Here is a 26,576-nt window from a genome sequence, read left to right as displayed (position 1 = left end):
CGCACCAACATTGTTCCCTGTTGTCACACAGACCAGTCATCTCCTGATGTAACGTCATTGCCAGCCGCAGTGTGGAACATCGCCTGGCGAGGCGTCTCGTCACGCGCGACACCGCATGTCATGCCGCGTGCCCTTGGTTTCACGTCGGGTTCCCCCCATGACTTGACCAGAGGCTCGTTCATCATTGCCACTGGCTTGCTGGAACCTGCGTGCTCGATTGCGTCTTTCCAAAGCACCCGGAAGCACGACAAGGCAGCCATGGCGGGCAGTGACGTCGGGATTCATCTTCATCGCGCACGACCGGTAAAGCGGTCTTGAGGAGTCCGTGTGCATATCGCTGACATGACCATGTTCCATGCCCCCTCCAGTGGTGGCGTCAGAACCTACCTGGAAGCCAAGCGACGACGTCTGCGGACGCGGCCCGATGTTCGTCACAGCCTGCTGGTCCCCGGTGAGACCACCAGCGTCAGTGATGACCTCTATAGCGTGCCGGCACCGCCCATTCCGTTCGGCAACGGCTATCGCTTCCCACTGCGCCGAGGCGGCTGGGTCAGCACGCTGCTGGCACTGCAGCCGGATGTCATCGAGGCCGGCGACCCCTACGTCACGGCGTGGGCGGCACTCGATGCCGGTCGCAAGCTCGATGTCCCGGTACTGGGCTTCTATCACTCGGACCTCCCCCGCCTGATCACCAATCGCCTCGGCGAGTGGTCAGGGGCCAATGTCGACCGCTACGTCAAACGCCTCTATCGCCACTTTGATCGCGTGCTGGCCCCCAGCCAAGTGATGGCCGACCGGCTCGATCGGCTCGGCATCGACAACGTTCATATCCAGCCACTGGGCGTCGATCTCACCACCTTCCACCCTGACTGCCGCGATGAGGGCCTGCGCCGCGAGCTTGGCCTGGAAGACCACGTGCGCCTGCTGGCCTTCGCCGGGCGCGGCTCACGCGAGAAGAATCTTGATGAGCTGCTGGAAGCCGCCCGCCTGCTCGGCCCCGACTACCATCTGCTGTTGATCGGCTCGGGCATGCCACGGCATCTTCCTGACAATGTCAGCGTGACCGGACATTTCTGCAGCAGCACCGAAGTGGCGCGCCTGGTGGCCTCGGTGGATGTGCTGCTGCATGCCGGCACCCAGGAAACCTTCGGTCTGGTGGTGCTGGAGGCCATGGCCTGCGGCACGCCTGTGGTGGCGGCTCGTGCCGGCGCGCTGGCCGAGAATGTGCCATTGGGCTGTGGTCAGCTCTGCAACCCGCACTCGCCGCATGCCATGGCGCGTGCCGTGCAGGAAGTCTTCGCCAATGACCCCGCCGCCCTGGGTCGCCAGGCGCGTCGTCATGTCGAGAAGCACCATGCCTGGGACAGTGTCGTGGATGGCTTGCTCGGCCATTATCACACGGTCACCGGGACTCGCATGCAACCGGTACTCGAAGAGGTGACCCATGGCTGAGTCGTCTGCTGCCAAGCAGCACTTCCTGCTGGTCCTCCATGATATCGCGCCAGAGACCTGGCCCGACTATCGGGACTTCGTCGCCGAGGTGGACGCCCTCTGCCAGGCACGCCTGAATCATCCCTGCCCGATCACCTGGCTGGTGGTGCCTGACTTCCATCATCGCAGCGCCCTGGAAGACGCTCCGGAATTCATCGCCCTCCTGGACTCCCGCCGTCAACAGGGAGACGAGCTTGCCCTGCATGGCTTCCATCACTGCGATGACGCGCCAGCCCCCCGCACCCCGCGTGATTACCTGATGCGCCGCGTACTGACCTGGGAGGGCGAGTTCTATCCCCTCGATGAGGCCGAAGCCAGACGACGCCTGCTCAAAGGCGCCGCACTCTTCAAGCGTCTCGGCTGGCCGCTGGACGGCTTCGTGGCTCCCGCCTGGCTGATGAGTGACGGCACTCGTCAGGCCCTGAAATCTCTCGACTTCCGCTACACCAGCGATCCCCAACATCTCTATCGGCTGCCTGACTTCAAGGTCATCGATGCGCCAGGGCTCGTGTGGAGCGCACGCTCCGCGCCACGCCGCCTGATGTCGCAGTGGGTGACGCAACGCAAGCTGAGCCGCGAGCAACAGGCGCCGGTGTTGCGTCTGGGCCTGCATCCGGTCGATATGCGTCATGAACGCTCACGCCAGTATTGGCTGACGCTGGTCGAGCGCCTGCTCGATGAGGGACGCCTGCCGATGACCAAGATCGGCTGGCTGACGCAGCGGGGACTGCTCCCCTCCGCCACATCTGATACGACGCAACTGAACTCGCACCAGGCGGCTCACAGTGCTGCCTGATACCCACCCACCGGATGAGTCCCGTCGTATGGGCCTTGTGACAACCCGCTGCGGGAATCTGCCATGAATCGTGCCCTCTGGTTACTGGGTGCTGGCCTTGTGATGGTCATCGCGATACCGCTGGTGCTGGGTGGCAGCGGACTGGGTGGCCAGTTGCGCCAGTTCCCCCTCGACACCTTCCTCTTGATGCTGGGCATGATCGTGATGTGCTGGAACCTGAACGCCGGCCGGTTGCGTCTACTGCTGGCCGGCCGGGGCGGTCATCTGGGGCAGCGCCGCGCCGTCGGCATGGTGATGGCCACCGAATTCGCCATCAGCGCCACCCCTGGCGGCAGCGGCGGTCCGCTCACCCTGATGGGGCTGCTGTCACGTCAGGGGGTGCGCCCGGCACAGGCCACGGCGGTATTCGCGGTCGATCAGATCACCGACATGTTGTTCTTCCTCTCGGCGCTGGCCAGCATCGGGCTCTATGCCCTCTCGCATACCATCGACCTGCGCCTGGGGTGGATGCTGGCCGTGCCGGCGCTGTTGCTGATCATCGGCTTTGGCCTGCTGGCCGCACTGGGCAAGCATCACCGGCGCCTGCTCAAGACCAGCGGACGCCTGCTGCGCTGGCTCAAGGTGCGCCATCGCTCACGCGTCAAGCTGGCGCGGAGCCTGATCCACTTCCGCCATGCGCTGGTCGAGACACTCGCCCTGCCGCGCCTGACGCTGAGCCTGATCTTCCTGCTCTGCTGTGCCCATTGGCTGCTGCGCTACTCGATCCTCTATCTGGCCGTGTCCGGACTGGGGCAGGACATCGACTGGAGCTGGACCTTCATCGTGCAGATGCTTTCGCTGGCGGCGGGCCAGCTGACGCTGTTGCCCGGCGGTGCCGGAGGCGCGGAGCTGTCCTCCACTGCCCTGCTCAGCCCGATGATCGGCGCCGCCAGTGCCGCGGCGGCCGTGGTGATCTGGCGTGCGGTGACCTTCTATTTCTACCTGATCGCCGGCGCCCCGGTGTTCTTCGTGATGGCGGGACGCAGCATGCTGGGAAGCTTGCTCAAGCGTCGCTCGGCGACCACATGACAGGACGACCGAGCAGCGCTGCAGACATCATCATGAAAAACACTTGACCATCGCCATATGAATAAGAGTTTGTTATGTTGGCAGGCGTCTTTATTGAACGAACATACAATAACCACAGCTCAAGGTGATCTCACATGCCGCATCCTTCCCAGCGTCACCCGACTTCCGCCCGCATTCGCCGCCCGCTGGTCATGATGGGCGTGGTCGGCTCGCTGCTGGCCACCTCGACCTCAGCGGCACTCGCTGATGACAGCCCGCTGCGCAGCATCGACCCCGGCCATGGCACAGACAAGGTCGTGGTCGCCCACCGGGGGGCCTCAGGATACCTGCCGGAGCACACACTCGCCGCCAAGGCGATGGCCTACGCCCAGGGCGCCGACTTCCTCGAGCAGGACGTGGTGATGAGCAAGGATGACCAGCTGGTGGTGCTGCACGACCGCTTCCTGGATCGCGTGACCAATGTCGCCGAGGTCTTCCCCGAGCGTGCGCGTGACGATGGCCGCTACTACGCCATCGACTTCACGCTGGACGAGCTGCGCAAGCTGTCGTTCAGCGAGGGCTTCACCGTCCAGGATGGCGAGCAGGTCGCTGACTACCCCGAGCGCTTCCCGCTGGGCAAGTCCCACTTCGGCCTGCACACCCTGAGTGAAGAGATCGAGATGATCCAGGGACTGAATCACTCCACCGGGCGCGATGTCGGCCTGTATGTGGAGATCAAGGCGCCCTGGTTCCACCAGTCGGAAGGCAAGCAGGTCTCGCGTGCGGTCCTCGAGACCCTCAAGCAATACGGCTACGTCGCGCATGATGACAACGCCGTCGTGCAGGTCTTCGATCCCAATGGCCTCAAGCGCATCCACGACACGCTGCAGCCCGAACTGGAGATGGACCTGCGTCTGGTGCAGCTGATGGGCGAGACCAGCTGGGACATGACCTTCCAGCCGGATGCGGATGGCAAGCTTGAGCCCTATGACTATGACTGGATGTATCAGGAGGGCGGCATGCAGCGCATCGCCACCTACGCCGATGGCATCGGGCCGTGGAAGCCGATGGTGATCGAGGACAGCTCGACTCGGGACGACATCAAGGTCACGCCGCTGGTCGAGGAAGCCCATGCGCAGGGGCTGATCGTGATGCCCTACACCTTCCGACTCGATGAAGGCCGCATCCCGGACTGGGCCAGCGATTACGACGACATGCTGCGCGCCTTCTTCGTCGACGCCAAGGTCGATGGTGTCTTCACGGACTACCCGGACCGCGCCGTGCAGTGGCTCAAGAACAATGGCGACGCCCTATAGGACATCCAGCAGCCAGCAGGGGGACATCAAAAAGCCGGACTCCGTGAGGAGTCCGGCTTTTTCGTCCTGTCTGATCGTCAGCGCTCGATTGTCAGTACCCGCTGTCAGTGCACGATATCAGCATCGATACGTGATGAGCGCTGCCTTCATTGACCCGCCGCTTCGGCGGCCAGCCCCTTGAGCAGCCCTGCGATCTTGTCCAGTGGCAGCTTGCAGTCGCCGAGATCATGACGATTGGCCATGTACTGGGGATCATTCCATTCGATCACGCTGCCGCCCTCCACGGCGCGAATCAGCATCTTCTGCGGCAGGTCCAGGGCGGCCGTCCCGTTGCACTGCATCAGCAAGGTGCCCACCTTGGGATTGCCGAAGATGACGGTATGCGTCGCGGGCAGCTCCATGCCCACCTTCTCTGCACCCGCCTCATGATCGATGACGCTGAACAGCGTCAGCCCCTTGGCCTCGAGCGCCGTCTCGAGACGCGCCTGGACGCTGGCGACGTCATCACGGCTGGTCACCGACTCGATGCCCTTGGCGGGCACCTGCATGCTCGCTGACGCTTCTGGGGCGGAGGCTGCCGCCGCGCCGGAATCTGCACTGGCAGACAGCGGTACACCAGCAGCCAACGGCAGGGAGAGCAGCGCCAGCAGGCGCGCGGAGCGCGTGAGGGCGGGGAATGACTTGAGCATGGAACATCCTTATCAGTGAGTCGTGTTGCGCCGTGGGGCATCTGCACGTGTCGCTTGGTCAGGTGCCAATGAACAACCATCAGATTAGCAACTGCTTGATATGAACGCACCTGTCGCGCCTGCACCTGTAAGACACCTCTCCCCTCGCCTGTACCACCGGCCGCAGGTAGTAAACCCGCCGACATACACTCGGGAGCGACTGGCGGCGGCCAGAAACGAAAAAAGGGCAGGCCCTGTGGGCCTGCCCTTTCTGTGACATGCGATCCGCTTGGCGCCGATCGCTGTCAGGAGGTCAATGGCTTACCAGCCAGTGACTTCCTTGATGGCATCGCCGATCTGCGCGAGGGAACGCACAGTCTTGACGCCAGCCGCTTCCAGAGCCGCGAACTTCTCGTCGGCAGTACCCTTGCCGCCGGAGATGATGGCGCCTGCATGGCCCATGCGCTTGCCCGGAGGCGCAGTCACACCAGCGATGTAGGAGACGACCGGCTTGGTGACGTTCGCCTTGATGTAGGCAGCTGCTTCTTCTTCAGCAGAACCGCCGATCTCGCCGATCATGACGATGGCTTCGGTCTTCGGGTCCTTCTCGAACATCTCGAGGATGTCGATGAAGTTGGAGCCCGGGATCGGGTCGCCGCCGATACCGACACAGCTGGACTGACCGAAACCGTGGTCAGTGGTCTGCTTGACGGCTTCGTAGGTCAGGGTGCCGGAACGAGACACGATACCGACCTTGCCCGGCTGGTGGATGTGACCCGGCATGATACCGATCTTGCACTCACCCGGAGTGATGACACCCGGGCAGTTCGGACCGATGACGCGCGCGCCCAGCTCGTCGCACTTGACCTTGACTTCCAGCATGTCGAGAGTCGGCACGCCTTCGGTGATGCAGACGATCAGCTTGATGCCTGCATTGGCCGCTTCAAGGATGGAATCCTTGCAGAACGGTGCCGGCACGTAGATGACGGACGCTTCAGCGCCAGTCTCGGCAACGGCTTCAGCGACGGTGTTGAACACCGGCAGGCCCAGGTGAGTCTGACCACCCTTGCCCGGCGTCACGCCACCGACCATCTTGGTGCCGTAGGCGATGGCTTGTTCAGAGTGGAAGGTACCCTGGCCGCCAGTGAAGCCCTGGCAGATCACCTTGGTGTTCTTGTCGATCAAAATGCTCATTACTTGCCCTCCGCAGCTTTGACAACCTGCTGCGCCGCGTCAGTCAGGCTGGTAGCAGCGATGATGTTCAGACCGCTTTCGGCCAGCTTCTTGGCGCCGAGTTCAGCGTTGTTACCTTCCAGACGCACCACGACCGGCACGTTGACACCGACCTGCTCGACGGCACCGATGATGCCTTCGGCGATCATGTCACAACGCACGATGCCGCCGAAGATGTTCACCAGAACAGCTTTGACGTTGTCGTCGGACAGGATGATCTTGAATGCTTCTGCAACGCGTTCCTTGGTAGCACCGCCACCCACGTCGAGGAAGTTGGCCGGCTTGCCGCCAGACAGGTTGACGATGTCCATGGTGCCCATCGCCAGGCCTGCGCCGTTGACCATGCAGCCGATGTTGCCGTCGAGGGCAACATAGTTCAGTTCGAACTTGGCAGCATGCGCTTCACGCTCGTCTTCCTGAGACGGATCGTGCATCGCCTGCAGGTCCGGGTGACGGTAGACGGCGTTGGCGTCGATGTTGATCTTGCCGTCGAGGCAGTGGAGGTTGCCTTCGTCGGTGATGACCAGCGGGTTGATTTCCAGCAGCGCGAAATCCTTGTCGGCGAACATCTTCGCCAGACCCAGGAAGATCTTGGTGAACTGCTTGATCTGGGTCGGGTTCAGACCCAGCTTGAAGGCCAGTTCACGCGCCTGGTACGGCTGTGCGCCGACCAGCGGATCGATCTCGGCTTTCAGGATCTTTTCCGGCGTCTCTTCAGCAACCTTCTCGATTTCCACGCCGCCTTCGGTGGAAGCCATGAAGACGATGCGACGAGTGGTGCGGTCTACGACGGCGCCCAGGTACAGCTCTTCGGCGATGTCGGTGCAGTTCTCGACGAGAATCTTGGTGACCGGCTGACCGTTTTCGTCAGTCTGGTAGGTCACCAGGTTCTTGCCCAGCCACTGGGTCGCAAAGTCGGAAGCAGCCTGTGCGCTGTCGACCAGCTTGACGCCGCCAGCCTTGCCGCGGCCACCTGCGTGGACCTGTGCCTTGACGACCCACTTGTCGCCGCCAATCTTCTTGCACGCTTCAGCAGCGTCTTCCGGGGTGTCAACGGCAAAGCCCTTGGACACCGGCAGGCCATAGTCGGCAAAAAGTTGTTTTGCCTGATATTCGTGAAGGTTCATCGTGTCATGCCATTGGTTGCATTAGACTCGAACGGCAGTCGCGAGATGCCACTGCCACCGTTCGCCCCGGCCTGGCCGGGGCGACGCGCCTCTTGTTCGGAAGGACGCTTACTTGCGCTTCTTGCGGTTTGCGATGTGAATCGCATGCCCGTCAACGGCCAGCGCGGCTTCGTGCACGGCTTCCGACAGCGTCGGGTGAGCCGTGCAGATCAGTGCGAGGTCTTCGGCGCTTGCGCCGAACTCGAGGGCAGTCACACCCTGTGCGATCAGCTCACCGGCATGCTGGCCGATGATGTGAACGCCCAGGACGCGATCAGTCTCAGCGTCGGCAATGATCTTGGCCAGACCTTCAGTGGCATTGTTGGCCATGGCACGACCGCTTGCCGCGAACGGGAAGCTGCCGGTCTTGACTTCGATGCCTTCGGACTTGGCTTGCTGTTCGGTCTTGCCGACCCACGCCACTTCCGGGAAGGTGTAGATGATGCTCGGGATGGCGTCGTAGTTCATCTCGGCCTTGTGGCCGGCGATGATGTCGGCAACCATCACGCCCTCTTCAGAGGCCTTGTGCGCCAGCATCGGGCCACGCACCACGTCGCCGATGGCGTAGACGCCCGGCACGCTGGTCGCGCACTGGTCATCGACGTGGATGAAGCCACGCTCGTCCAGATTGATGCCGACATCGCTGTCGAGCAGGCTCTGGGTGTACGGACGACGGCCGACCGCGACGATGATCTTGTCGAAGGTCTGTTCCTGTTCGCCGTTGGCGTCGGTGTACTTGACGACGACTTCGCTGTCCTTGATGTCGGAACCGGTCACACGGGCGCCGAGCTTGATGTCCAGCCCTTGCTTCTTGAGCAGCTTCTGGGCTTCCTTGGCGACGGCCGCATCGACCATCGGCAGGAAGCTGTCGACCGCTTCCAGCACGGTGACTTCAGAACCACAACGGCTCCACACGCTACCGAGCTCGAGGCCGATGACACCGGCACCGATGACACCCAGACGCTTCGGCGCTTCGTCGAACTCGAGCGCGCCGGTGGAATCGACGATCAGACCTTCGGTCAGCGGCGTCGGCGGAATCTCGACCGGCACGGAACCGGACGCGATGACGATGTTCTCGGCTTCGTAGGTCGTCTTGCCACCGTCGTGATCGGTCACTTCGACCTGCTTGTTGGGCAGCACCTTGCCGGTACCTTCCAGCGCGGTGACACCGTTGGCCTTGAACAGACCGGAGATACCGCCGGTCAGGTTCTTCACGATCTGCGCCTTGCGCTCAATCATCTTGGCCACGTCGATCTCGACGCCGTCAGCCTTGATGCCCAGTTCGGCGAACTCATCACGCGCTTCGACGTACTTGTGCGAGGTTTCCAGCAATGCCTTGGACGGAATGCAGCCGACGTTCAGGCAGGTACCGCCGTGAACGACCTTGCCTTCCTTGTTGACCCACTTCTCGACGCAGGCGGTCTTCAGACCCAGCTGAGCAGCGCGGATAGCGGCAACATAGCCACCAGGGCCAGCGCCAATGACGATCACATCAAATTTATCGGCCATGTCTCTTCCTGTTGGTGCAGTTCGATTCGGGTTGGCAACCCGGCGAGTGTCAGTGCCACCCGCCGGGGCCGCTCACGCCCTCGAGATCCTCAAGGGCGTGAGACATTGCGGTCTCAGACGTCGAGCAGGAAACGAGCCGGATCTTCCAGCAGGTCCTTGATGGCGACGAGGAACTGGACTGCATCCTTGCCATCGATCATGCGGTGATCGTAGGACAGTGCCAGATACATCATCGGACGGATGACGACCTGACCGTTCACGGCCATCGGACGCTCCTGGATCTTGTGCATGCCCAGGATGGCGGTCTGCGGCGGATTCAGGATCGGGGTGGACATCAGGGAACCGAAGATGCCGCCGTTGGTGATCGTGAAGGTACCGCCCTGCATCTCATCGATGCCCAGCTTGCCGGCGCGAGCACGCTGACCGAAGTCGACGATGGTCTTTTCGACATCGGCAAGCTTCATGCTGTCGGTATCACGCAGCACCGGCACGACCAGACCGCGGTCGGAAGACACGGCAACACCGATATCCTGGTAACCGTGGTAGACGATGTCGGTGCCGTCGATGGAGGCATTGACGTCCGGGAAGCGCTTGAGCGCTTCGGTGGCCGCCTTGACGAAGAAGCCCATGAAGCCGAGCTTGGTGTCGTGCACCTTCTGGAAGGTGTCCTTGTACTGCTTGCGCAGTTCCATCACCGCGCTCATGTCCACTTCGTTGTAAGTGGTAAGCATGGCAGCGGTCTGCTGGGCATTGACCAGACGCTTGGCGATGGTCTGACGCATGCGGCTCATCGGCACGCGCTTCTCGGGACGCTCGCCCTCGAAGGCCGGAGCGGCCTTCGGAGCAGCAGCCGGCTTGGCTGCGGCAGGCTTGGCAGCGGACTTGGCCGCAGTGCCTTCCTTGACGGCCTTGGCCACGTCTTCCTTCAGCACGCGACCGCCCTTGCCGGTACCGACCAGCTTGCTGACGTCCAGATCGTGCTCGGCGACCATCTTGCGGGCTGCCGGGGCGAGGATCTTGTCGCCGACCTTCTCGTCCTGACCTTCATCAGACCCGGACTTGTCGTCGCTTGCCTCAGCGGCCGGAGCAGCGCCACCGGAAGCACCAGCGCTGAACAGCGCCAGCACGGCTTCGGTCTCGCAGGTATCGCCTTCCTGCACCTTGATCTCGCTCAGGGCGCCATCGGCCGGAGCCACGACTTCCAGCACGACCTTGTCGGTCTCGATCTCGACGATCAGTTCGTCGCGCTCGCAGGCTTCACCGACCTTCTTGTGCCAGGTGGCGACGGTGCCTTCAGCGACGGATTCCGGGAAGCTCGGCGCCTTGACTTCCAGCGTCTTGCCTTCGCCACCGGCGGCCGGCTTGCTTTCGGCCTTGGCGTCATCCTTGCTTTCGGATTTGCTCTCAGCGGCGGAGTCGTCCTTGGCGTCAGAAGACGCAGCGGCGTCTGCATCACCGATGGAGCCCAGCACTTGCTCGGACTCGCAGGTGTCGCCTTCCTGAACCTTGATCTCGCCCAGGGTGCCGTCCTGCGGTGCGACGACTTCCAGCACGACCTTGTCGGTCTCGATCTCGACGATCAGCTCGTCACGCTCGACGCTGTCGCCGGGCTGCTTGTGCCAGGTCGCCACAGTGCCTTCGGCGACGGATTCCGGAAAAGACGGCGCTTTGATATCGATAGCCATTGGAGTTCCTTAACTCAATTCTCTCTCGGTGCCCTTGCGGGTCGCGAGCCTTTACTTGTTGAAGGCGTCGTCGACCAGCTGGCGCTGCTGCTCGTTATGAACGGACATGTAGCCCGCGGCAGGTGCCGCAGAGGCCGGGCGTCCGGCGAAGTCCAGGCTCATGCCAAGCCCCTGACGGTGCTGCTCAGCGACCTGACGCATATGGTGCTGACTCTGGTACCAGGCACCCTGGTTGAGCGGCTCTTCCTGACACCACATCACCTGCTCGAGATTCTCGTAGTCGGCGATGGCGGCCTGGAGCTCTTCCTTCGGGAAGGGATAGAGCTGCTCGACACGGATGATGGCAACATCTTCACGGCCCTGCTCGGCGCGATAGGCGGCCAGGTCGTAGTAGACCTTGCCTGCACACAGCACGACACGCTTGACCTTGGAAGCTTCCAGGTTGCCCTTGTCGGACAGCACCATCTCGAAGCGGCCATCGGCCAGCTCGTCGAGGGTGGAAGTCGCTTCCTTGTGACGCAGCAGAGACTTGGGCGACAGCACGACCAGCGGCTTGCGCAGCGAGCGGATGACCTGACGACGCAGCAGATGATAGATCTGCGCCGGCGTGGTCGGCATGCATACCTGCATGTTGTGCTCGGCACACAGCTGGAGGTAACGCTCGAGACGTGCGGAGCTGTGCTCCGGGCCCTGGCCCTCATAGCCGTGCGGCAGCAGCATGGTCAGACCACACAGGCGGCCCCACTTGCTCTCGCCGGAGGAGATGAACTGGTCCATCACCACCTGGGCGCCGTTGGCGAAGTCACCGAACTGGGCTTCCCACACGACCAATGCCTTGGGCATGGTGGTGGCATAGCCATATTCAAAGGCCAGCACCGCTTCCTCGGAGAGGTAGGAGTCATGGATGGTGAAGGTCGCCTGACCATCCTTGATGTGCTGCAGCGGCACGTAGGTGTCGCCATCCTTCTGGTTGTGCACCACCGCGTGACGGTGGGAGAAGGTGCCACGACCCACGTCCTGACCGGTGATACGCACCGGATGGTCGGCATCGACCAGAGTGGCGTAGGCCAGTGTCTCGGCGAAGCCCCAGTTCAGCGGCATGCCACCAGCGGCCATCTTGCGACGATCTTCGTAGATCTTGTTGACCTGACGCTGGACCGAGATGCCGTCCGGCACTTCGCACATCTTGTTGGCGAGCGCCTGCAGCTGCTTCATGTCCATAGAGGTATCGGCAACGCCGGTCCACTCGTGGCCCAGATACGGCGTCCAATCGACGAACAGACCGGTATTGGGCTGCTTCACCAGCGCATTGGCAACGTGGTTGCCGGCATCCAGGTCGGCACGGTACTGATCGACCAGGTGCTTGGTCTCTTCCGCGCTGAGCACGCCTTCCTCGACCAGACGGTCCGCATACTTCTCGCGGGCAGTCTTCTGGGACTTGATCTTGGCGTACATCAGCGGCTGGGTACCGGACGGCTCGTCGGCTTCGTTGTGACCGCGCTTGCGGTAACACACGAGGTCGATCACGACGTCACGCTTGAACTGCTGACGGTAGTCGATGGCGACCTGAGCGGCATGCAGCACGGCGTCCGGATCATCTCCGTTGACGTGGATGATCGGCGCCTGAACCATCTTGGCGATGTCGGTGCAGTATTCGGTCGAGCGAGCGTCATCGGCACGCGAGGTGGTGAAGCCCACCTGGTTGTTGATGACGACATGCACGGTACCGCCCGTCTTGTAGGCACGGGTCTGCGACATCTGGAAGGTTTCCATGACCACGCCCTGACCGGCGAATGCCGCGTCACCGTGGATGGAGATCGGCAGTACGCTGTCGCCTTCGCTGTCTTCGCGACGGTCCTGACGGGCACGCACGGAGCCTTCCACCACCGGAGAGACGATTTCCAGGTGCGACGGGTTGAACGCCAGCGCCAGGTGGACTTCGCCGCCCGGGGTCATGACATTCGAGCTGAAGCCCTGGTGGTACTTCACGTCGCCGGAACCCTTGGCAATCTGCTTCTTGCCATCGAATTCCTCGATCAGCTCTGACGGGCTCTTGCCCAGCAGGTTGACCAGCAGGTTGAGACGGCCACGGTGGGCCATGCCGATCACGACTTCCTTGGTACCGTACTTGCCGCTGCGCTGGATCAGCTCATCCATCATCGGAATGAAGGATTCGCCGCCTTCCAGACCAAAGCGCTTGGTGCCCGGGTACTTGCTGGCGAGATAGCTCTCGAGGCCTTCGGCGGCGGTCAGACGTTCCAGCACGTGATGACGGACATCGCGTGAGAAGTTCGGCTTGGAACGGACGGACTCGAAACGCTGCTGCAGCCAGCGCTTCTCTTCCGTGTTGACGATGTGCATGAACTCGGCGCCGATGCTGCGGCAGTAGGTCTGCTCCAGCGCGGCGTGGATTTCCTTGAGCGGTGCAACATCCTTGCCGAGGAACAGCGAGCCGGTCTGGAACTCGACGTCCATGTCAGCGGCGGACAGCTGATGGAAGGACAGTTCGAGGTCCGGAACCGGTGCCGGCTTGCGCAGACCGAGGGGATCGATATCCGCCTTCTGGTGGCCACGGAAGCGGTAGGCGTTGATCAGCTGGAGAACACGAACCTGCTTCTTGTTCTCGCTGCTTTCGCCCGCAGAGACAGCCACCGGGCGGCGACTGTTGCGACCCATCTCATAGAACTGATCACGGATCGGCGTCAGCGGGACATCCTGGGAGGGGCTGCCGTCATGACGCGGCAGAGTATCAAAGTAGTTGCGCCACTCGTCGGGAACCTCATTCGGGTCGACAAGATAACGCTCGTAGAGATCTTCTACGTAGTGGACATTCCCCCCGCTCATATGGGAAGTGCGCCACATCAACTCCATTGTGCCTTCTTGCATCTCTCGGTCACCCTGACTGATGGGGTGGGGTAGGCGCCTGACAAGCGCTGTCGGCGTCACTCGATTATGCCCTGTATGGCGAAACCATGGAGGCCTTCACCATCTGAGTCTTCTTTTATCGTCAAAAGCCGGTGCACAAGGCACCGGCTTCAGCAAGCTGTGCGCTGCGGCAAGGTGTGACACCCTGCCGCAGCTGACGTGCATCATAGCAAGCTAAGGCGCGGCTTTTAAGTGGCGTTTGCCAGCAAAAGCTCACGAATCTTGCCGATGGCACGTGTCGGGTTCAGACCCTTGGGGCAAACCGCGACACAATTCATGATTCCGCGACAACGGAATACGGCAAACGGGTCATCCAGCTCGCTCAGACGCTCCTTGGTGGCGGTGTCACGCGAGTCCGCCAGGAAGCGATAGGCCTGCAGCAGACCGCTCGGACCGACGAACTTGTCCGGGTTCCACCAGAAGGACGGGCAGGCAGTCGAGCAGCAGGCACACAGGATGCACTCGTAGAGACCGTCGAGCTTGTCACGGTCTTCCGGCGACTGCAGACGCTCGATGGCCGGTGCCGGCGTGTCGTTGAGCAGGTACGGCTGGATGCGCTCGTACTGCTTGTAGAAGATGCTCATGTCGACGACCAGGTCACGCACGACCGGCAGGCCCGGCAGCGGACGCAGCACCAGCTTGTTGTCCTTGACGACTTCGGACAGTGCGGTGACACAGGTCAGGCCGTTCTTGCCGTTCATGTTCATGCCGTCCGAACCACAGACGCCTTCACGGCAGCTGCGACGATAGGCCAGCGAGCTGTCCTGTTCCTTGAGCATTTCCATCACGTTCAACACCATCAGGTCACGACCCTGGGTGTCGACCTGAAACTCCTGCATGTACGGCGCAGTATCGGTTTCAGGGTTGTAGCGGTATATGGATACCTGAAGCATGGTTTCCCCTCCGGGCAAACGGGTCAGGTGCATGCGGTGACCTGCATGCACCTCGATCACGGCGAACTCAAGCGAGCGTGAACTCGAGCGAGTGCGAACTTGGTCTGAAGGAAGACGCGGCGTCCCGATCGGGTCGACACGCGCCTTCGGTTCAGACTCAGTAGGTACGAATCTTCGGCTCGAAACGCTCGACGGTCTTCGGCGCGAAGTTCACGTCACGCTTGCCGACACGCTTCTCGTTCGGGAAGAACAGAGAATGCTTGAGCCAGTTCTCGTCATCACGATCCGGGAAGTCGTAACGGGAGTGAGCACCACGGCTTTCCTTGCGGGTCAGGGCCGCAATGGCAGTGGCTTCCGCCACTTCCATCAGGTTGTCCAGCTCGAGGGCTTCGATACGCGCGGTATTGAAGACCTGCGACTTGTCGGACAGACCCGCCTTGGCGATACGCTCACGCAGCTCGGACAGCTGCTTGACGCCCTCTTCCATCTTGTCTTCCTGACGGAAGACACCGAAGGAGTTCTGCATGATCTGCTGCAGTTCGCGCTTGAGTTCCGGCACGGACTCGCCGCTCTCGGACTCGTTCCAGCGGTTCAGGCGCACCAGGGCAGCATCGATGTCGCTCTGGGTCGGCTCGAGGTACTCGACACCTTCGTTGAGCGCGCTTTCGATGTACTTGCCCGCGGCGCGACCGAAGACGACCAGATCCAGCAGCGAGTTGCCGCCCAGACGGTTGGCACCGTGAACGGACACACAGGCCACTTCACCCACGGCATAGAGGCCGTTGACGATGCGGTCGCTGCCGTCTTCGTTCTGTGCGATGGCCTGACCGTGCACGTTGGTGGCGATGCCGCCCATCATGTAGTGGCAGGTCGGCACGACCGGGATCGGCGCGTTGGTCGGGTCGACGTGCGCGAAGGTCTTGGACAGCTCGGAGATACCCGGCAGGCGCTTGTTGAGCACTTCCTCGCCCAGGTGATCCAGCTTCAGGAAGACGTGGTCGCCATTCTCGCCACAGCCACGGCCTTCCAGGATCTCCATGACCATGGAGCGCGCGACGACGTCACGGCCCGCGAGGTCCTTGGCGTTCGGCGCATAACGCTCCATGAAACGCTCGCCGTCCTTGTTGACCAGGTAGCCGCCTTCACCGCGGCAACCCTCGGTGACCAGAACGCCCGCACCGTGAATCCCGGTCGGGTGGAACTGCCACATTTCCATGTCCTGGACCGGCAGACCGGCACGTAGTGCCATGCCGATACCGTCGCCGGTGTTGATCAGGGCATTGGTGGTGGAGGCGTAGATACGGCCCGCACCGCCAGTGGCCAGAACGGTAGCCTTGGACTTCACGACCACGGTCTCGCCGGTCTCGATGCACAGGGCAATCACGCCGACGATATCGCCGTTGGCATTCTTGACCAGATCGATGGCATACCACTCGTCGAGGAAGACGGTGCCATTCTTCAGGTTGGCCTGATAGAGGGTGTGCAGCAGGGCGTGGCCGGTACGGTCAGCCGCGGCGCAGGTACGTGCCGCCTGGCCGCCCTTGCCGAAGTCCTTGGACTGGCCACCGAACGGACGCTGATAGATGCGGCCGTTGTCGAAACGGGAGAACGGCAGACCCATGTGCTCAAGCTCGAAGACCGCTTTCGGGCCTTCGGTACACATATATTCCGCAGCGTCCTGATCAGCGATGTAATCGCCACCCTTGACGGTGTCATACATGTGCCAGCGCCAATCATCATTCGGATCAGCAGAAGCGATGGCACAGGTGATACCGCCCTGGGCAGAGACAGTATGCGAGCGGGTCGGGAAGACCTTGGACAGCACGGCGGTCTTCTTGCCGGACTGGGACAGTTCGAGACCGGCACGCAGGCCAGCGCCGCCGCCGCCGATGATGATCGCGTCGAATGTCAGGCTACGCATGGTGGACATGTATCAGGCTCCCCACAGGACTTGAACGCCCCAGACCAAGAAGATGAACAACGCAAGGATGACGAAGACCTGGAAACCGAAGCGCAGTGCGGTCGGCTTCATGTAATCGGTCGCCACGGTCCACAGACCGATCCAGGCGTGTGCGGCAATCGAGATGAATGCCATCAGAGAGAAGATGCGCATTGCCGTGTTCTCGAACAGACCACTCCAGGTGGTGTAGTCGAGGTTCGGATGGAGCAGCAGGTAGCCGACCATGAACACGGAATAGACTGCCAGAATCACGGCAGAAACACGCTGCAGCACCCAGTCGGACAGACCGCTGCGACTGAAATTGGTGATGTTGTTTACCATACCCAGACTCCCGCCAGGACCACGAGAACAGCACTGATCACGACAGTGACCTGCGCCTTGCGATTAGCACTTTCCAGTTCGACACCAATATCCATGTCCATCAGCAGGTGCTTGATACCAGCCACGAAGTGGAAACCGAGGGCAGACAGCAGGCCCCAGGCCACGATCTTGGCCAGGAAGTTGGTCGCCAGGGTATCACGCACCGCCTCGAACCCTTCCGGGGAGGACAGCGAGGCATCGAGTGCCCACAGCGCAAATACCAGGCCCACGAACAGAATCACGCCGGTAATACGGTGGGTGATTGAAGTCAGCGCAGGGAGAGGGAATTTTATCGTCGTCAGATCGAGATTTACGGGTCGTTTGCTATTCACGGCTCTTACACACTCTCTTGGCCCAACACGGACGCAAGCCCGCAGGGGCGGTGGTTTGAGGAAGGGTCTCGGGCGCAGGCCATCCACGGTACCGAGCCGAATTTCCCGCCAGTCGCGCGACGGAGGATTATAGGGGTTGGCCATTGGCATGACAAATGGCATGACGTCGCAGGGCCGCAACCACGGATTGCACAAAATGCAGTGAACAGGACGCGACCTGACGCCACGGGATACGTAAACGTCGGAGAACTGACGCACAGCAGCATGGCGTGCGTCTCTACGCCGTGTGGCGAATTGACAATCCTTCGCGGGCTTCTATAGTGGGCGGGATTGATGCAAGCCCGGCATGGCAAGCAAGTCAAAGAGTTACGCGAATAATGAGGAGGTCGGCATGACTGACAAGAAAGCGACATTGACAGTAGACGGTATCGACAAGAGCATCGAGTTCCCGGTCTATTCCGGCACACTCGGCCAGGACGTCATCGACGTTCGCGGCCTGACCGCCGAAGGCATGTTCACCTACGACCCGGGCTTCGTTTCCACTGCCGCCTGCGAATCATCCATCACCTTCATCGATGGCCAGAAAGGCGTCCTGCTGCACCGCGGCTACCCCATCGACCAGCTGGCCAAGAGCTCCAACTACATCGAGCTGTGCTACCTGCTGCTGTTCGGCGAGCTGCCGAGCGACGAGGAATACGACAAGTTCGCCCAGCTGATCGGCAACCACACCATGGTGCACGAGCAGATCGTCAACTTCTTCAAGGGCTTCCGTCGCGACGCCCACCCGATGGCGATCCTGTGCGGTGTCGTCGGTGGCCTGGCCGCCTTCTACCACGACAACCTGAACATCAACAACGAGAAGGAACGCTACGTCAGTGCGGTGCGCCTGATCGCCAAGATGCCGACCCTTGCGGCCATGTGCCACAAGTACAACATCGGCCAGCCGTTCATGTACCCGCGCAATGACCTCTCCTACGGCGAGAACTTCCTGTACATGATGTTCGGCAACCCGTGTGAGGAGTACAAGATCAACCCGGTGTTCGCCAAGGCGATGGACACCATCTTCATGCTGCACGCCGACCACGAGCAGAACGCCTCGACCTCCACCGTGCGTCTGGCCGGCTCCACCGGTGCCAACCCGTTCGCCTGCATCAGCGCCGGTATCGCGGCACTGTGGGGCCCGGCACACGGCGGTGCCAACGAAGCCGTGCTCAACATGCTCGATGAGATCGGTGAAGAGTCCGAAGAGAACATCCAGCGCTTCATCGACAAGGCCAAGGACAAGGATGACCCGTTCAAGCTGATGGGCTTCGGTCACCGCGTCTATCGCAACTTCGATCCGCGCGCCAAGGTCATGAAGGAAACCTGTGACGAAGTGCTGGAGCAGCTGGGCATGGCCGACGACCCGCAGCTCAAGATCGCCAAGCGTCTGGAGCAGATCGCACTGGAAGACGAGTACTTCATCGAGCGCAAGCTGTACCCGAATGTCGACTTCTACTCCGGCATCATCCTCAAGGCGATCGGCATCCCGACCAACATGTTCACGGTCATCTTCGCCATGTCGCGCACCATCGGCTGGATCTCCCACTGGAACGAGATGATCGCCGGCGGTCACCGCATCGGCCGTCCGCGTCAGCTCTACACCGGCCACCCGCAGCGCGACTATCCGGCCAAGTAAGCCACGTCGCACTCGGCAGCCGACCGAAACCGCCTCTCAGGAGGCGGTTTTTTCGTTGCTGACCGCCGTCCCCACCTCTTCTCGCCCGCCTCACATCCCCTGCCACCACTCCTGCACAAGCCATCCGTCATATACAGCCCCTCGTACCACGCCATACGTGTTAGCGTAATGTCACGCGGTACCGACACCGCCGTCATGCCCAGCAAGACCGCCTTTCGCTGACAGATGACCAGGAGCCCTTAGCATGTCAGACACACACGCAACGCCACGTACCGCCGCCTTCATCGGACTCGGTGTCATGGGTCACCCCATGGCCGGCCATCTGAAACGCGCCGGCCTTCAGGTGCGGGTCTACAACCGCACAGGTGCACGCGCCGAGCAGTGGAGCGAGGAGTATGGCGGCAGCCATCACGCCACCCCGCGAGAAGCCGCCGAAGGCGCCGATATCGTGTTGATGTGCGTGGGCAATGATGATGACGTGCGCAGTGTCACCTACGGCGACGACGGCGTGCTGGCCGGCATGACGAGCGGCAGCCTGCTGGTGGACCACACCACCGCCAGCGCCGACCTGGCCCGCGAGCTGGCCGCCGCCGCGGGCGAGGCCGGCATCGGCTTCGTCGACGCACCGGTGTCCGGCGGCCAGCAAGGCGCCGTGAATGGCGTGCTGACCATCATGTGTGGCGGCAGCGAGGCGGATTACGCGCGTGCCGCGCCGGTGCTGACGCACTACGGTCGCATGGTGAAGCGCATCGGCGAGACCGGTGCCGGCCAGACCACCAAGATGGTCAACCAGATCTGCATTGCCGGGCTGGTGCAGGCGCTTTCCGAGGGCCTGCACTTCGCCGAGCAGGCAGGACTGGATCGCGAGGCGGTGATCGAGGTGATCTCCAAGGGTGCCGCCGGCTCCTGGCAGATGGAGAACCGGCACGCCACGATGATCAAGGACGAGTACGATCACGGCTTTGCCGTCGACTGGATGCGCAAGGACCTCGACATCTGTCTGGCGGAAGCACGCCGCATCGATGCCAGCCTGCCGGTGACGGCGCTGGTCGATCAGTTCTATGCCGACGTGCAGGCCATGGGCGGCAATCGCTGGGACACCTCCTCGCTGCTCAAGCGCCTCTCCAGATGAAGCGGGACTGAACACATGCGAGCGAGCTGAATCGCATCACACGGCCTCGCACTGAAAACGCCTCATTCCAACGCCCTATGGACGCGGGAATGAGGCGTTTTTTCTTGCCGCAGCGCAACATCCCACACAGCAGCGGCGCTCGGCATGCTTTTCCACACTATCTGTGGATAACCTCGTTGATAACCCCTAGACAAGCGCGGCGAACCAGCATGACAGCGGGCTTACCAACAGATTGCACAAAATTTAACCAGCGCATAAACCATTGATATAAAAGAAATTTTTGGTAACACGACGTAAGCGCCAGCCGCTGGGGCCGCACTTTGGGAAGAGATGCAGGGGGAGATGTGGCAGCGCGCAACAGTGGACAAGACACGGGGCCTGTCAAGGGCGACTTGGGGATAACATGCTTTTCTGCCGACACACAGGCTGTGCATAAGCCAGAATCAGGGACAAAAAAAACACACCCCGCAAGGTGTGCTTTTTTGTTGACTTCACGAGACCTGAAAGGTGACTCGAGATGTCTGAAGAGTGGCGTCCCATAGGGGGTTCGAACCCCTGTTACCGCCGTGAAAGGGCGGTGTCCTGGACCACTAGACGAATGGGACGCAGTCGCTTGAGAAACTTGGTGGAGCCTAGCGGGATCGAACCGCTGACCTCAACACTGCCAGTGTTGCGCTCTCCCAGCTGAGCTAAGGCCCCGTCTCTCAAGAACGAGGCGTATCTTACTGATAACCCTCGAGGTCGTCAACTTCTTTTTCACACAATTCTCATCGTGATACTGCTCAGCACTGAAAGCGCTGTTCAGCGACCTGCTGAAAGACATGGCCCCCATGACGGCATAGGTCATGGGGGCCATCAGCGGCACATCGCAGACACTCACGAAGGTCGCGATATTCTTACAGGTCGCGATATTCCTTCTCGAAGCGCTTGGCAGCCTTCTTGGAGACGCCGCCCAGCACGGCCACGGCGTGACGCAGACGCGCGCGCGTCATGTCGGAGCCCAGAATGACCATCGCGTCCATCACCGAGGTGGAGGTCGCCGAGCCGGTCACCGCCACGAATACCGGTGCCAGGAAGTCCTTCATCTTGAGCCCGAAGTGCTCGGAGAGCAGCTTCACTTCCGCCAGCAGGTGCTCCTTGTCCCAGCGGCTCACGGCTTCAAGCTTCCAGGTCAGGAACTGCATCTGACGCACCAGGTCTTCGCCTTCCAGCTTCGCCTTGGCGAAGTCGTCCGGCGTGATGGCCGGCAGACCGGAGAAGAAGTGGCCGGCCAGCGGAATCGCCTCGGACAGCGTCTCGATGCGCGGCTTCACTTCCGGCAGGATCTGCTTGACGTAGGACTCGTTGAAGGCCCACTGACGCAGCTCGCTCAGCAGCTCGTCCTCGGACAGATCACGGATGTAGAGACCGTTCAGCCAGCTGAGCTTCTCGACATCGAACACCGGGCCGCCCAGCGAGACACGCTGGATATCGAAGTGCTCCTGCATCTCGCTCAGGGTGAACTTCTCGCGCTCGTCCGGCATGGACCAGCCCAGACGACCGAGATAGTTGATCACCGCCGCCGGCAGGTAACCCATGCGACGGTAGTAGAGGATCGACGTCGGGTTCTTGCGCTTGGACAGCTTGGTCTTGTCCGGGTTGCGCAGCAGCGGCATGTGGCACAGTTCCGGCATCTGCCAGCCGAAGTACTCATACAGCAGCTGATGCTTGGGCGCCGAGTTGATCCACTCCTCGCCACGCATCACATGGGTGATCTCCATCAGGTGATCATCCACCACGTTGGCCAGGTGGTAGGTCGGCATGCCATCGGACTTGAGCAGGATCTGCGCATCGACCTGGGCCCACTCGACCTCGATCTCGCCGCGCAGCATGTCCTTGACCACACAGGTGCCGCTTTCCGGCACGTTCATGCGGATGACGAAGGGTGCGCCCGCCGCTTCACGACGTGCCACTTCTTCAGCCGGCAGCGCGAGATCGGACGGCTTGAGCGCCATGTGCAGACCTTCGGCCTTGCGCGACTCGCGCAGCTCGTCCAGCTCTTCACTGGTGCGATAGCACTTGAAGGCATGGCCGGCATCGATCAGCTGCTGGCAGTGCCTGGCGTAGATGTCGCCACGCTCACTCTGACGGTACGGGCCGTGCGGACCGCCGACATCCGGGCCTTCGGCCCATTCGATGCCCAGCCAGCGCAGCGAGTCGAGGATCATCTGCTCGGATTCGCCGGTGGAACGCGTCTGATCGGTATCCTCGATGCGCAGAATGAACTCGCCACCGTGCTGACGAGCGAAGCACTGGTTGAACAGGGCGATGTAGGCGGTGCCGACGTGGGGATCACCAGTCGGCGACGGTGCGATGCGCGTACGAACGGTCATGTGGAGTCCAGTAGTTCGAGAAGAGAGGGCAACAAGCGTCTCGGCAATGACTGACTGCCGGGCCGTGAAATCACGCTGCTGTCTCAGCAGCAAGTGCTGGGGCATATTATACGCAAGGTGAAGATGTGCGACAGTGCGTCGCCGTGTACCAACGCTCTCTCGGCGGTAAGCTTGCGCCAGATACGTCATCCTCTGCCTTGAGACGTGACGCCAGCGCCTCCCTGCAACTATCTCTGCCACGACCGGCAGGAGCATGAATGCCCCGAACTGCCGCTGCACCCGATGCTTCACCCTCCCCCACCGATGCCACTGCATCGGCAGAATTCGTGCCACGCCGCTGGCTGGAGACACTGGCACGTGCCGGCGGCCGCTGGCCCCAGCTCGCCATCCTGTGCGCCCTGCTCTCGACACTGGTCCTGCTCGCCCAGGCCTGGGCCATCGCCCGTCTGGCCCAGGGCGTCGCGATCGATCGCGAAGGCCTGGCGACACTGTGGCCGGCCATCGCGGTGCTCGCCGCCAGTCTCTCGCTGCGTGGCGCGCTCACTGGCCTACGTGGCTATGCCGGCACCCGCGCCAGCCAGCAGATCCGCCGCCGCCTGCGCGAGCGCCTGCTGCAGCGCTTCGCCGAACTCGGCCCGCTGTGGGTGCGTCGCCAGCATCGCGCCAGCCTGGCCAACCGCGTCTGGGACCAGGTCGAGTCACTGCACGGCTACTACGCCGACTTCCGCCCACAGACACGCCTCGCGGGGCTGATTCCGCTGATGCTGCTGTGCGTGGTGTTTCCGCTCAACTGGGCGGCCGGCCTGATTCTCGCCACCACCGCACCGTTGGTGCCGATCTTCATGATTCTGGTCGGCATCGCGGCGCGCAAGCGCTCGCAGGAGCAGTTCCGGGAGATGGACCGCATGGGCCGCCACTTCATGGACCTGCTCACCGGCCTCAAGACCCTCAAGCTCTTCGGCAGCGCCAGGCGCGGCCCCCAGGTCGAGGCGGTCAGCCATGCCTTTCGCAAGCGCACCATGCGCGTGCTGCGCCTGGCCTTCCTGTCCTCCACGGTGCTGGAGTTCTTCACCGCAGTATCCATCGCGCTGCTGGCGGTCTACCTCGGCTTCCACTTCCTCGGTCATCTGCAGTTCGGCACCTGGGGCGACTCACCGCTGACCCTGCAGACCGCGCTCTTCATTCTGGTGCTGGCGCCCGAGTTCTATCAGCCGCTGCGCGAGCTTGGCGTGCACTACCACGCCAAGGCCGAGGCCGAGGCTGCCGCCAGTGACCTCGCCCCCATCGTCGGCAGCTCCCCGTTCACCCAAGAGGCGGATGGTGAGGCTGCCGCACAGGCGCACAATACCCCCCTGCCCTTGGCACGTCCCCAGACTCGCAAGCTGCACTCACTGATGCTGGAAGAGGTCTGTGTGCGCTACCCCAGCCAGTGGACCCGCCAGAGCAGCACGCTGACCCCGCCGGCACTCGGCCCGCTGACCCTGCGGATCACCCAGGGCGAGCGTGTCGCGCTGACCGGCGCCTCCGGCTCCGGCAAGTCGACGCTGCTCAATCTGCTGCTGGGCTTCGTCGCGGCCAGTGACGGCCTGCTGTATCTCAACGGCCATCCGCTGAGCCACGGTCTGCCGCCGGGCATGGCGACCTGGGTCGGTCAGGAGACGGTGGTCCTGTCCGGCTCGCTGGCCGACAACCTGCGTCTGGCCAGACCTGACGCCAGTGACGCCCAACTCGAAGCGGCGCTGGACAATGCCGACCTGCTTGACTGGTACCAGCAGCTGCCGCGTGGACTCGAGACGCGCCTTGGCGAGGGCGGTCAGGCGCTGTCCGGCGGTCAGGCACGCCGCCTGTCACTGGCCCGCGCCTTTTTGCATGACGCGCCGCTGGTGCTGCTGGATGAACCCACCGCCAGCCTGGACGCCGACAGCGAAGCGCGCGTGATTGCCGCGCTCAAGCGTCTTGGCGAGGGCCGCACTCTGCTGCTGCTGACCCATAGGCCAGAGCTGCTGACGCTGTGCCAGCGCCTGATTCACCTGGACGATGGCCAACTGGTGCAGGACCGCCCGCTTCCCCTTCCAGCGCCGCGAGGTGACGCATGAGCCGCGCCATCCGCAAGCCAGCGCCTGACACGCCCGCATCTGTCGCGTCTACGCCTGCCACAACAAGCGCGCCAGCACTGGGCGAAGCGTATAGCGAGCAGCGCCCGCGTCTACGCGAGTTGACGCCCTATCTGGCCCTGATGCGTGAGCATCGCGGCTGGCTGGGCATCGGTGCGCTGCTGGCGCTGATCACCCTGCTGGCCGCTACCGGACTGCTGGCGCTGTCGGGCTGGTTCCTCTCCGCCACCGCCGTGGCTGGCGTGAGCGTCGCCGCCACCCAGGCCTTCAACTTCTTCACCCCGGCGGCAGGTGTTCGCGGGCTGGCCCTGGCGCGCACCGCCGGGCGCTATGGTGAGCGCGTCACCACCCATGAAGGCACGCTGCGTCTGCTAGCGAGTCTGCGTCGCCGCCTGTTCGAGGCAATCGAGCCGCTCTCCCCCGCCGCCCTGCAACATGCCGGTCAAGGTGAGCTGATGACTCGCCTGGGCGCGGATGTCGACGCCCTCGACAGTCTCTACGTGCGCGTGCTGATTCCCTCGCTGGTAGCCGTCTGCGCCATCCTCGCCGCCGGCACGCTGATCGGCATCTTCGCGCCGACGTTGGCATTGATCGCCGTCATTGGCCTGGCACTGACCGGTGGTCTGGTGCCGTGGCTTGCATGGTGGCGTGGCAGCGGCGATGCCATGCGTCATCAATCCTCGGCCAGTCGCCTGCGGGCGCGTCTGCTGGAACGATTGCAGGGATTGGGGGAGCTGGTCATCTATGGCCGCTGGAATGAGGAGCTTGAGCGCCTGGCCGAGCAACAGGCCGAGCGGGACCGCATCGAGCGCGCCCAGGCACGCCGTCAGGCACTGGCCAGCTGGCTGAGCCACAGTCTGCTGGGGCTGACGCTGGCCGCGGTCGCCCTGCTCGGTGTGATCCAGATGGCGCCAGATTCGAACAACGACATGACGATGCCTTCTGGCGAGCTGCTCGATGGTCGCCTGCTGGCACTGTTCCTGCTGGCCGTGCTCGGTGCCTTCGAGGCGCTGGCGCCACTGCCGCTGGCCTGGCAGGGGCTCGGTCGCTGTCTGTCGGCAGCCGCTCGCCTCAATAACGTGCAGACCAATACACCAGCGCCACAGTTTCCGAAGGACTCCGCCGTCACGCCTGCCGGACATGAACTGGTGATCCATGACCTGAGTGTCGCGCATGGCGACACACCAGTGCTTGAAGAGCTGTCACTGACGCTGGCCGCAGGCGAGCATCTGGCACTGCTCGGCCCATCCGGCAGCGGCAAGAGCACCCTGCTGGACGTGCTCAGTCGCTTCCATGCCCCCAGTGCCGGACACATCACGCTGGGTGGCGTGGCGCTGGACTCGCTCGACGAGGCCACGCTGCGCGCAAGCTTCGCGGTCTGCCCGCAGGACACCCATCTGTTCTGTGCCAGCTACGCCGACAACCTGCGCCTGGCCGCTCCCGAGGCCAGCGATGAGGCACTGACGCGAATGCTGGAAAGCCTTGGCCTCGGCGACTGGCTGGCCCGCCAGCCACAGGGACTGGCCGGTTTCCCGGATGAAGGGGGGCGCTCGTTATCCGGTGGCCAGCTGCGCCGCTTCGGCGTGGCACGCGCACTGCTGTCACCAGCGCCGATCGTGCTGCTCGATGAGCCCTGCGAAGGGCTGGACCGCGCCAGTGCCGAGCAGGTGATGAGCGCGATTCTGGCAGCCTGCGAGGGCCGCAGTCTGATCATGATCACCCACCAGCCGCTGGGGCTGGAGCGTTTTGCACGTCTGGCACTGCTGGAGGCAGGCCGCTTGCAGGAAGACGCCACCCCGACCACGCTGAGCAGCGATTCCCGTCTCGCCAGGCTGATGGAACACACTGCCTGACGACAGTCACATTCGGCCACTGATTCGGCCACTGATTCGGCCACTA

Annotated in this window: 19 protein-coding genes and 2 tRNA genes; 8 read left to right on the top strand and 13 right to left on the bottom strand. The window is 62.7% G+C overall.

Annotation, left to right across the window (positions count from 1 at the left end; genetic code table 11):
* Positions 1-327: 327 nt before the first annotated feature.
* From CDPAHKCJ_RS11215 to glpQ, 4 genes are all read left to right on the top strand, one after another.
* Entirely contained in the window at positions 328-1,452 is a 1,125-nt protein-coding gene (locus CDPAHKCJ_RS11215) for a glycosyltransferase family 1 protein (protein ID WP_166019839.1), read from the top strand.
* Positions 1,445-2,287 carry a polysaccharide deacetylase family protein gene (locus tag CDPAHKCJ_RS11210; RefSeq protein ID WP_166019838.1) on the top strand — a complete coding sequence of 281 codons (843 nt, stop codon included), beginning with the start codon at positions 1,445-1,447 and terminating at the stop codon, positions 2,285-2,287. Before CDPAHKCJ_RS11215 ends, CDPAHKCJ_RS11210 begins: the two co-directional genes overlap by 8 nt.
* A 63-nt stretch (positions 2,288-2,350) precedes the next feature.
* Entirely contained in the window at positions 2,351-3,355 is a 1,005-nt protein-coding gene (locus CDPAHKCJ_RS11205) for a lysylphosphatidylglycerol synthase transmembrane domain-containing protein (RefSeq protein WP_166019837.1), read from the top strand.
* A gap of 134 nt (positions 3,356-3,489) precedes the next feature.
* Positions 3,490-4,650: a glycerophosphodiester phosphodiesterase gene (glpQ, locus tag CDPAHKCJ_RS11200; RefSeq protein ID WP_205700851.1), complete on the top strand. Its 1,161-nt coding sequence runs from the start codon at positions 3,490-3,492 to the stop codon at positions 4,648-4,650.
* Between the two features lie 146 nt (positions 4,651-4,796).
* Here glpQ and CDPAHKCJ_RS11195 read toward each other — a convergent pair whose 3' ends face one another.
* The 10 genes from CDPAHKCJ_RS11195 to sdhC form a co-directional block, all read right to left on the bottom strand.
* Positions 4,797-5,339: a DUF302 domain-containing protein gene (locus CDPAHKCJ_RS11195; RefSeq protein WP_166019836.1), complete on the bottom strand. Its 543-nt coding sequence runs from the start codon at positions 5,337-5,339 to the stop codon at positions 4,797-4,799.
* A gap of 300 nt (positions 5,340-5,639) precedes the next feature.
* A complete protein-coding gene (gene sucD / locus CDPAHKCJ_RS11190) occupies positions 5,640-6,512 on the bottom strand; it encodes a succinate--CoA ligase subunit alpha (RefSeq protein ID WP_043333998.1) in 873 nt (290 codons plus the stop codon).
* Positions 6,512-7,678, bottom strand: a complete 1,167-nt coding sequence (gene sucC, locus CDPAHKCJ_RS11185) for an ADP-forming succinate--CoA ligase subunit beta (protein WP_043333999.1) — start codon at positions 7,676-7,678, stop codon at positions 6,512-6,514. Before sucC ends, sucD begins: the two co-directional genes overlap by 1 nt.
* Before the next feature lie 108 nt (positions 7,679-7,786).
* Positions 7,787-9,226 (bottom strand): dihydrolipoyl dehydrogenase, encoded by a 1,440-nt coding sequence (gene lpdA, locus CDPAHKCJ_RS11180; protein WP_166019835.1) that lies wholly within the window; start codon positions 9,224-9,226, stop codon positions 7,787-7,789.
* Positions 9,227-9,339: 113 nt separating this feature from the next.
* Positions 9,340-10,911, bottom strand: a complete 1,572-nt coding sequence (gene odhB / locus CDPAHKCJ_RS11175; RefSeq protein WP_166019834.1) for a 2-oxoglutarate dehydrogenase complex dihydrolipoyllysine-residue succinyltransferase — start codon at positions 10,909-10,911, stop codon at positions 9,340-9,342.
* 51 nt (positions 10,912-10,962) lie between these two features.
* Positions 10,963-13,797: a 2-oxoglutarate dehydrogenase E1 component gene (locus CDPAHKCJ_RS11170; protein WP_166019833.1), complete on the bottom strand. Its 2,835-nt coding sequence runs from the start codon at positions 13,795-13,797 to the stop codon at positions 10,963-10,965.
* A 227-nt stretch (positions 13,798-14,024) separates the two neighbouring features.
* Entirely contained in the window at positions 14,025-14,729 is a 705-nt protein-coding gene (locus tag CDPAHKCJ_RS11165; protein WP_043333105.1) for a succinate dehydrogenase iron-sulfur subunit, read from the bottom strand.
* A gap of 157 nt (positions 14,730-14,886) precedes the next feature.
* Positions 14,887-16,659 carry a succinate dehydrogenase flavoprotein subunit gene (gene sdhA, locus CDPAHKCJ_RS11160; RefSeq protein ID WP_166019832.1) on the bottom strand — a complete coding sequence of 591 codons (1,773 nt, stop codon included), beginning with the start codon at positions 16,657-16,659 and terminating at the stop codon, positions 14,887-14,889.
* A 3-nt stretch (positions 16,660-16,662) separates the two neighbouring features.
* Positions 16,663-17,010 carry a succinate dehydrogenase, hydrophobic membrane anchor protein gene (gene sdhD, locus CDPAHKCJ_RS11155; protein WP_043333107.1) on the bottom strand — a complete coding sequence of 116 codons (348 nt, stop codon included), beginning with the start codon at positions 17,008-17,010 and terminating at the stop codon, positions 16,663-16,665.
* Positions 17,004-17,381, bottom strand: a complete 378-nt coding sequence (sdhC, locus tag CDPAHKCJ_RS11150; RefSeq protein WP_043333108.1) for a succinate dehydrogenase, cytochrome b556 subunit — start codon at positions 17,379-17,381, stop codon at positions 17,004-17,006. The genes sdhD and sdhC overlap by 7 nt, the downstream gene beginning before the upstream one ends.
* A 391-nt stretch (positions 17,382-17,772) precedes the next feature.
* Between sdhC and gltA the strand changes: the two genes are divergently transcribed.
* A complete protein-coding gene (gltA, locus tag CDPAHKCJ_RS11145) occupies positions 17,773-19,059 on the top strand; it encodes a citrate synthase (RefSeq protein ID WP_166019831.1) in 1,287 nt (428 codons plus the stop codon).
* Between the two features lie 244 nt (positions 19,060-19,303).
* Complete coding sequence (locus CDPAHKCJ_RS11140) at positions 19,304-20,191, top strand: NAD(P)-dependent oxidoreductase (RefSeq protein ID WP_166019830.1); 888 nt, start codon at positions 19,304-19,306, stop codon at positions 20,189-20,191.
* Between the two features lie 529 nt (positions 20,192-20,720).
* Here CDPAHKCJ_RS11140 and CDPAHKCJ_RS11135 read toward each other — a convergent pair.
* The 3 genes from CDPAHKCJ_RS11135 to gltX form a co-directional block, all read right to left on the bottom strand.
* Positions 20,721-20,796: transfer RNA gene (locus CDPAHKCJ_RS11135), tRNA-Glu, on the bottom strand.
* Between the two features lie 18 nt (positions 20,797-20,814).
* Positions 20,815-20,890, bottom strand: a tRNA-Ala gene (locus CDPAHKCJ_RS11130).
* Positions 20,891-21,087: 197 nt separating this feature from the next.
* Positions 21,088-22,563 (bottom strand): glutamate--tRNA ligase, encoded by a 1,476-nt coding sequence (gene gltX / locus CDPAHKCJ_RS11125; protein ID WP_166019829.1) that lies wholly within the window; start codon positions 22,561-22,563, stop codon positions 21,088-21,090.
* 257 nt (positions 22,564-22,820) lie between these two features.
* On the opposite strand from gltX, the gene cydD reads away from it, so the two are divergent.
* Together cydD and cydC are read left to right on the top strand one after the other, a co-directional pair.
* Positions 22,821-24,659: a thiol reductant ABC exporter subunit CydD gene (cydD, locus tag CDPAHKCJ_RS11120; protein ID WP_166019828.1), complete on the top strand. Its 1,839-nt coding sequence runs from the start codon at positions 22,821-22,823 to the stop codon at positions 24,657-24,659.
* Positions 24,656-26,530 carry a thiol reductant ABC exporter subunit CydC gene (cydC, locus tag CDPAHKCJ_RS11115; protein ID WP_166019827.1) on the top strand — a complete coding sequence of 625 codons (1,875 nt, stop codon included), beginning with the start codon at positions 24,656-24,658 and terminating at the stop codon, positions 26,528-26,530. The genes cydD and cydC overlap by 4 nt, the downstream gene beginning before the upstream one ends.
* The last annotated feature ends 46 nt before the right edge of the window (positions 26,531-26,576 follow it).

The organism is Cobetia sp. MB87, from assembly GCF_011319755.1.
GTDB lineage: Bacteria > Pseudomonadota > Gammaproteobacteria > Pseudomonadales > Halomonadaceae > Cobetia.
Note: the sequence above shows the minus strand (reverse complement) of the source record. Positions and strands in the feature narration are given on the sequence as shown.

What these genes read in the sequence shown, in the direction of transcription:
- CDPAHKCJ_RS11210 (WP_166019838.1), top strand. Translation starts at nt 1,445, where the DNA reads ATGGCTGAGTCGTCTGCTGCCAAGCAGCACTTCCTGCTGGTCCTCCAT.
- CDPAHKCJ_RS11205 (WP_166019837.1), top strand. Translation starts at nt 2,351, where the DNA reads ATGAATCGTGCCCTCTGGTTACTGGGTGCTGGCCTTGTGATGGTCATC.
- glpQ (WP_205700851.1), top strand. Translation starts at nt 3,490, where the DNA reads ATGCCGCATCCTTCCCAGCGTCACCCGACTTCCGCCCGCATTCGCCGC.
- CDPAHKCJ_RS11195 (WP_166019836.1), bottom strand. Translation starts at nt 5,339, where the DNA reads ATGCTCAAGTCATTCCCCGCCCTCACGCGCTCCGCGCGCCTGCTGGCG.
- sucD (WP_043333998.1), bottom strand. Translation starts at nt 6,512, where the DNA reads ATGAGCATTTTGATCGACAAGAACACCAAGGTGATCTGCCAGGGCTTC.
- sucC (WP_043333999.1), bottom strand. Translation starts at nt 7,678, where the DNA reads ATGAACCTTCACGAATATCAGGCAAAACAACTTTTTGCCGACTATGGC.
- lpdA (WP_166019835.1), bottom strand. Translation starts at nt 9,226, where the DNA reads ATGGCCGATAAATTTGATGTGATCGTCATTGGCGCTGGCCCTGGTGGC.
- odhB (WP_166019834.1), bottom strand. Translation starts at nt 10,911, where the DNA reads ATGGCTATCGATATCAAAGCGCCGTCTTTTCCGGAATCCGTCGCCGAA.
- CDPAHKCJ_RS11170 (WP_166019833.1), bottom strand. Translation starts at nt 13,797, where the DNA reads ATGCAAGAAGGCACAATGGAGTTGATGTGGCGCACTTCCCATATGAGC.
- CDPAHKCJ_RS11165 (WP_043333105.1), bottom strand. Translation starts at nt 14,729, where the DNA reads ATGCTTCAGGTATCCATATACCGCTACAACCCTGAAACCGATACTGCG.
- sdhA (WP_166019832.1), bottom strand. Translation starts at nt 16,659, where the DNA reads ATGTCCACCATGCGTAGCCTGACATTCGACGCGATCATCATCGGCGGC.
- sdhD (WP_043333107.1), bottom strand. Translation starts at nt 17,010, where the DNA reads ATGGTAAACAACATCACCAATTTCAGTCGCAGCGGTCTGTCCGACTGG.
- gltA (WP_166019831.1), top strand. Translation starts at nt 17,773, where the DNA reads ATGACTGACAAGAAAGCGACATTGACAGTAGACGGTATCGACAAGAGC.
- CDPAHKCJ_RS11140 (WP_166019830.1), top strand. Translation starts at nt 19,304, where the DNA reads ATGTCAGACACACACGCAACGCCACGTACCGCCGCCTTCATCGGACTC.
- gltX (WP_166019829.1), bottom strand. Translation starts at nt 22,563, where the DNA reads ATGACCGTTCGTACGCGCATCGCACCGTCGCCGACTGGTGATCCCCAC.
- cydD (WP_166019828.1), top strand. Translation starts at nt 22,821, where the DNA reads ATGCCCCGAACTGCCGCTGCACCCGATGCTTCACCCTCCCCCACCGAT.
- cydC (WP_166019827.1), top strand. Translation starts at nt 24,656, where the DNA reads ATGAGCCGCGCCATCCGCAAGCCAGCGCCTGACACGCCCGCATCTGTC.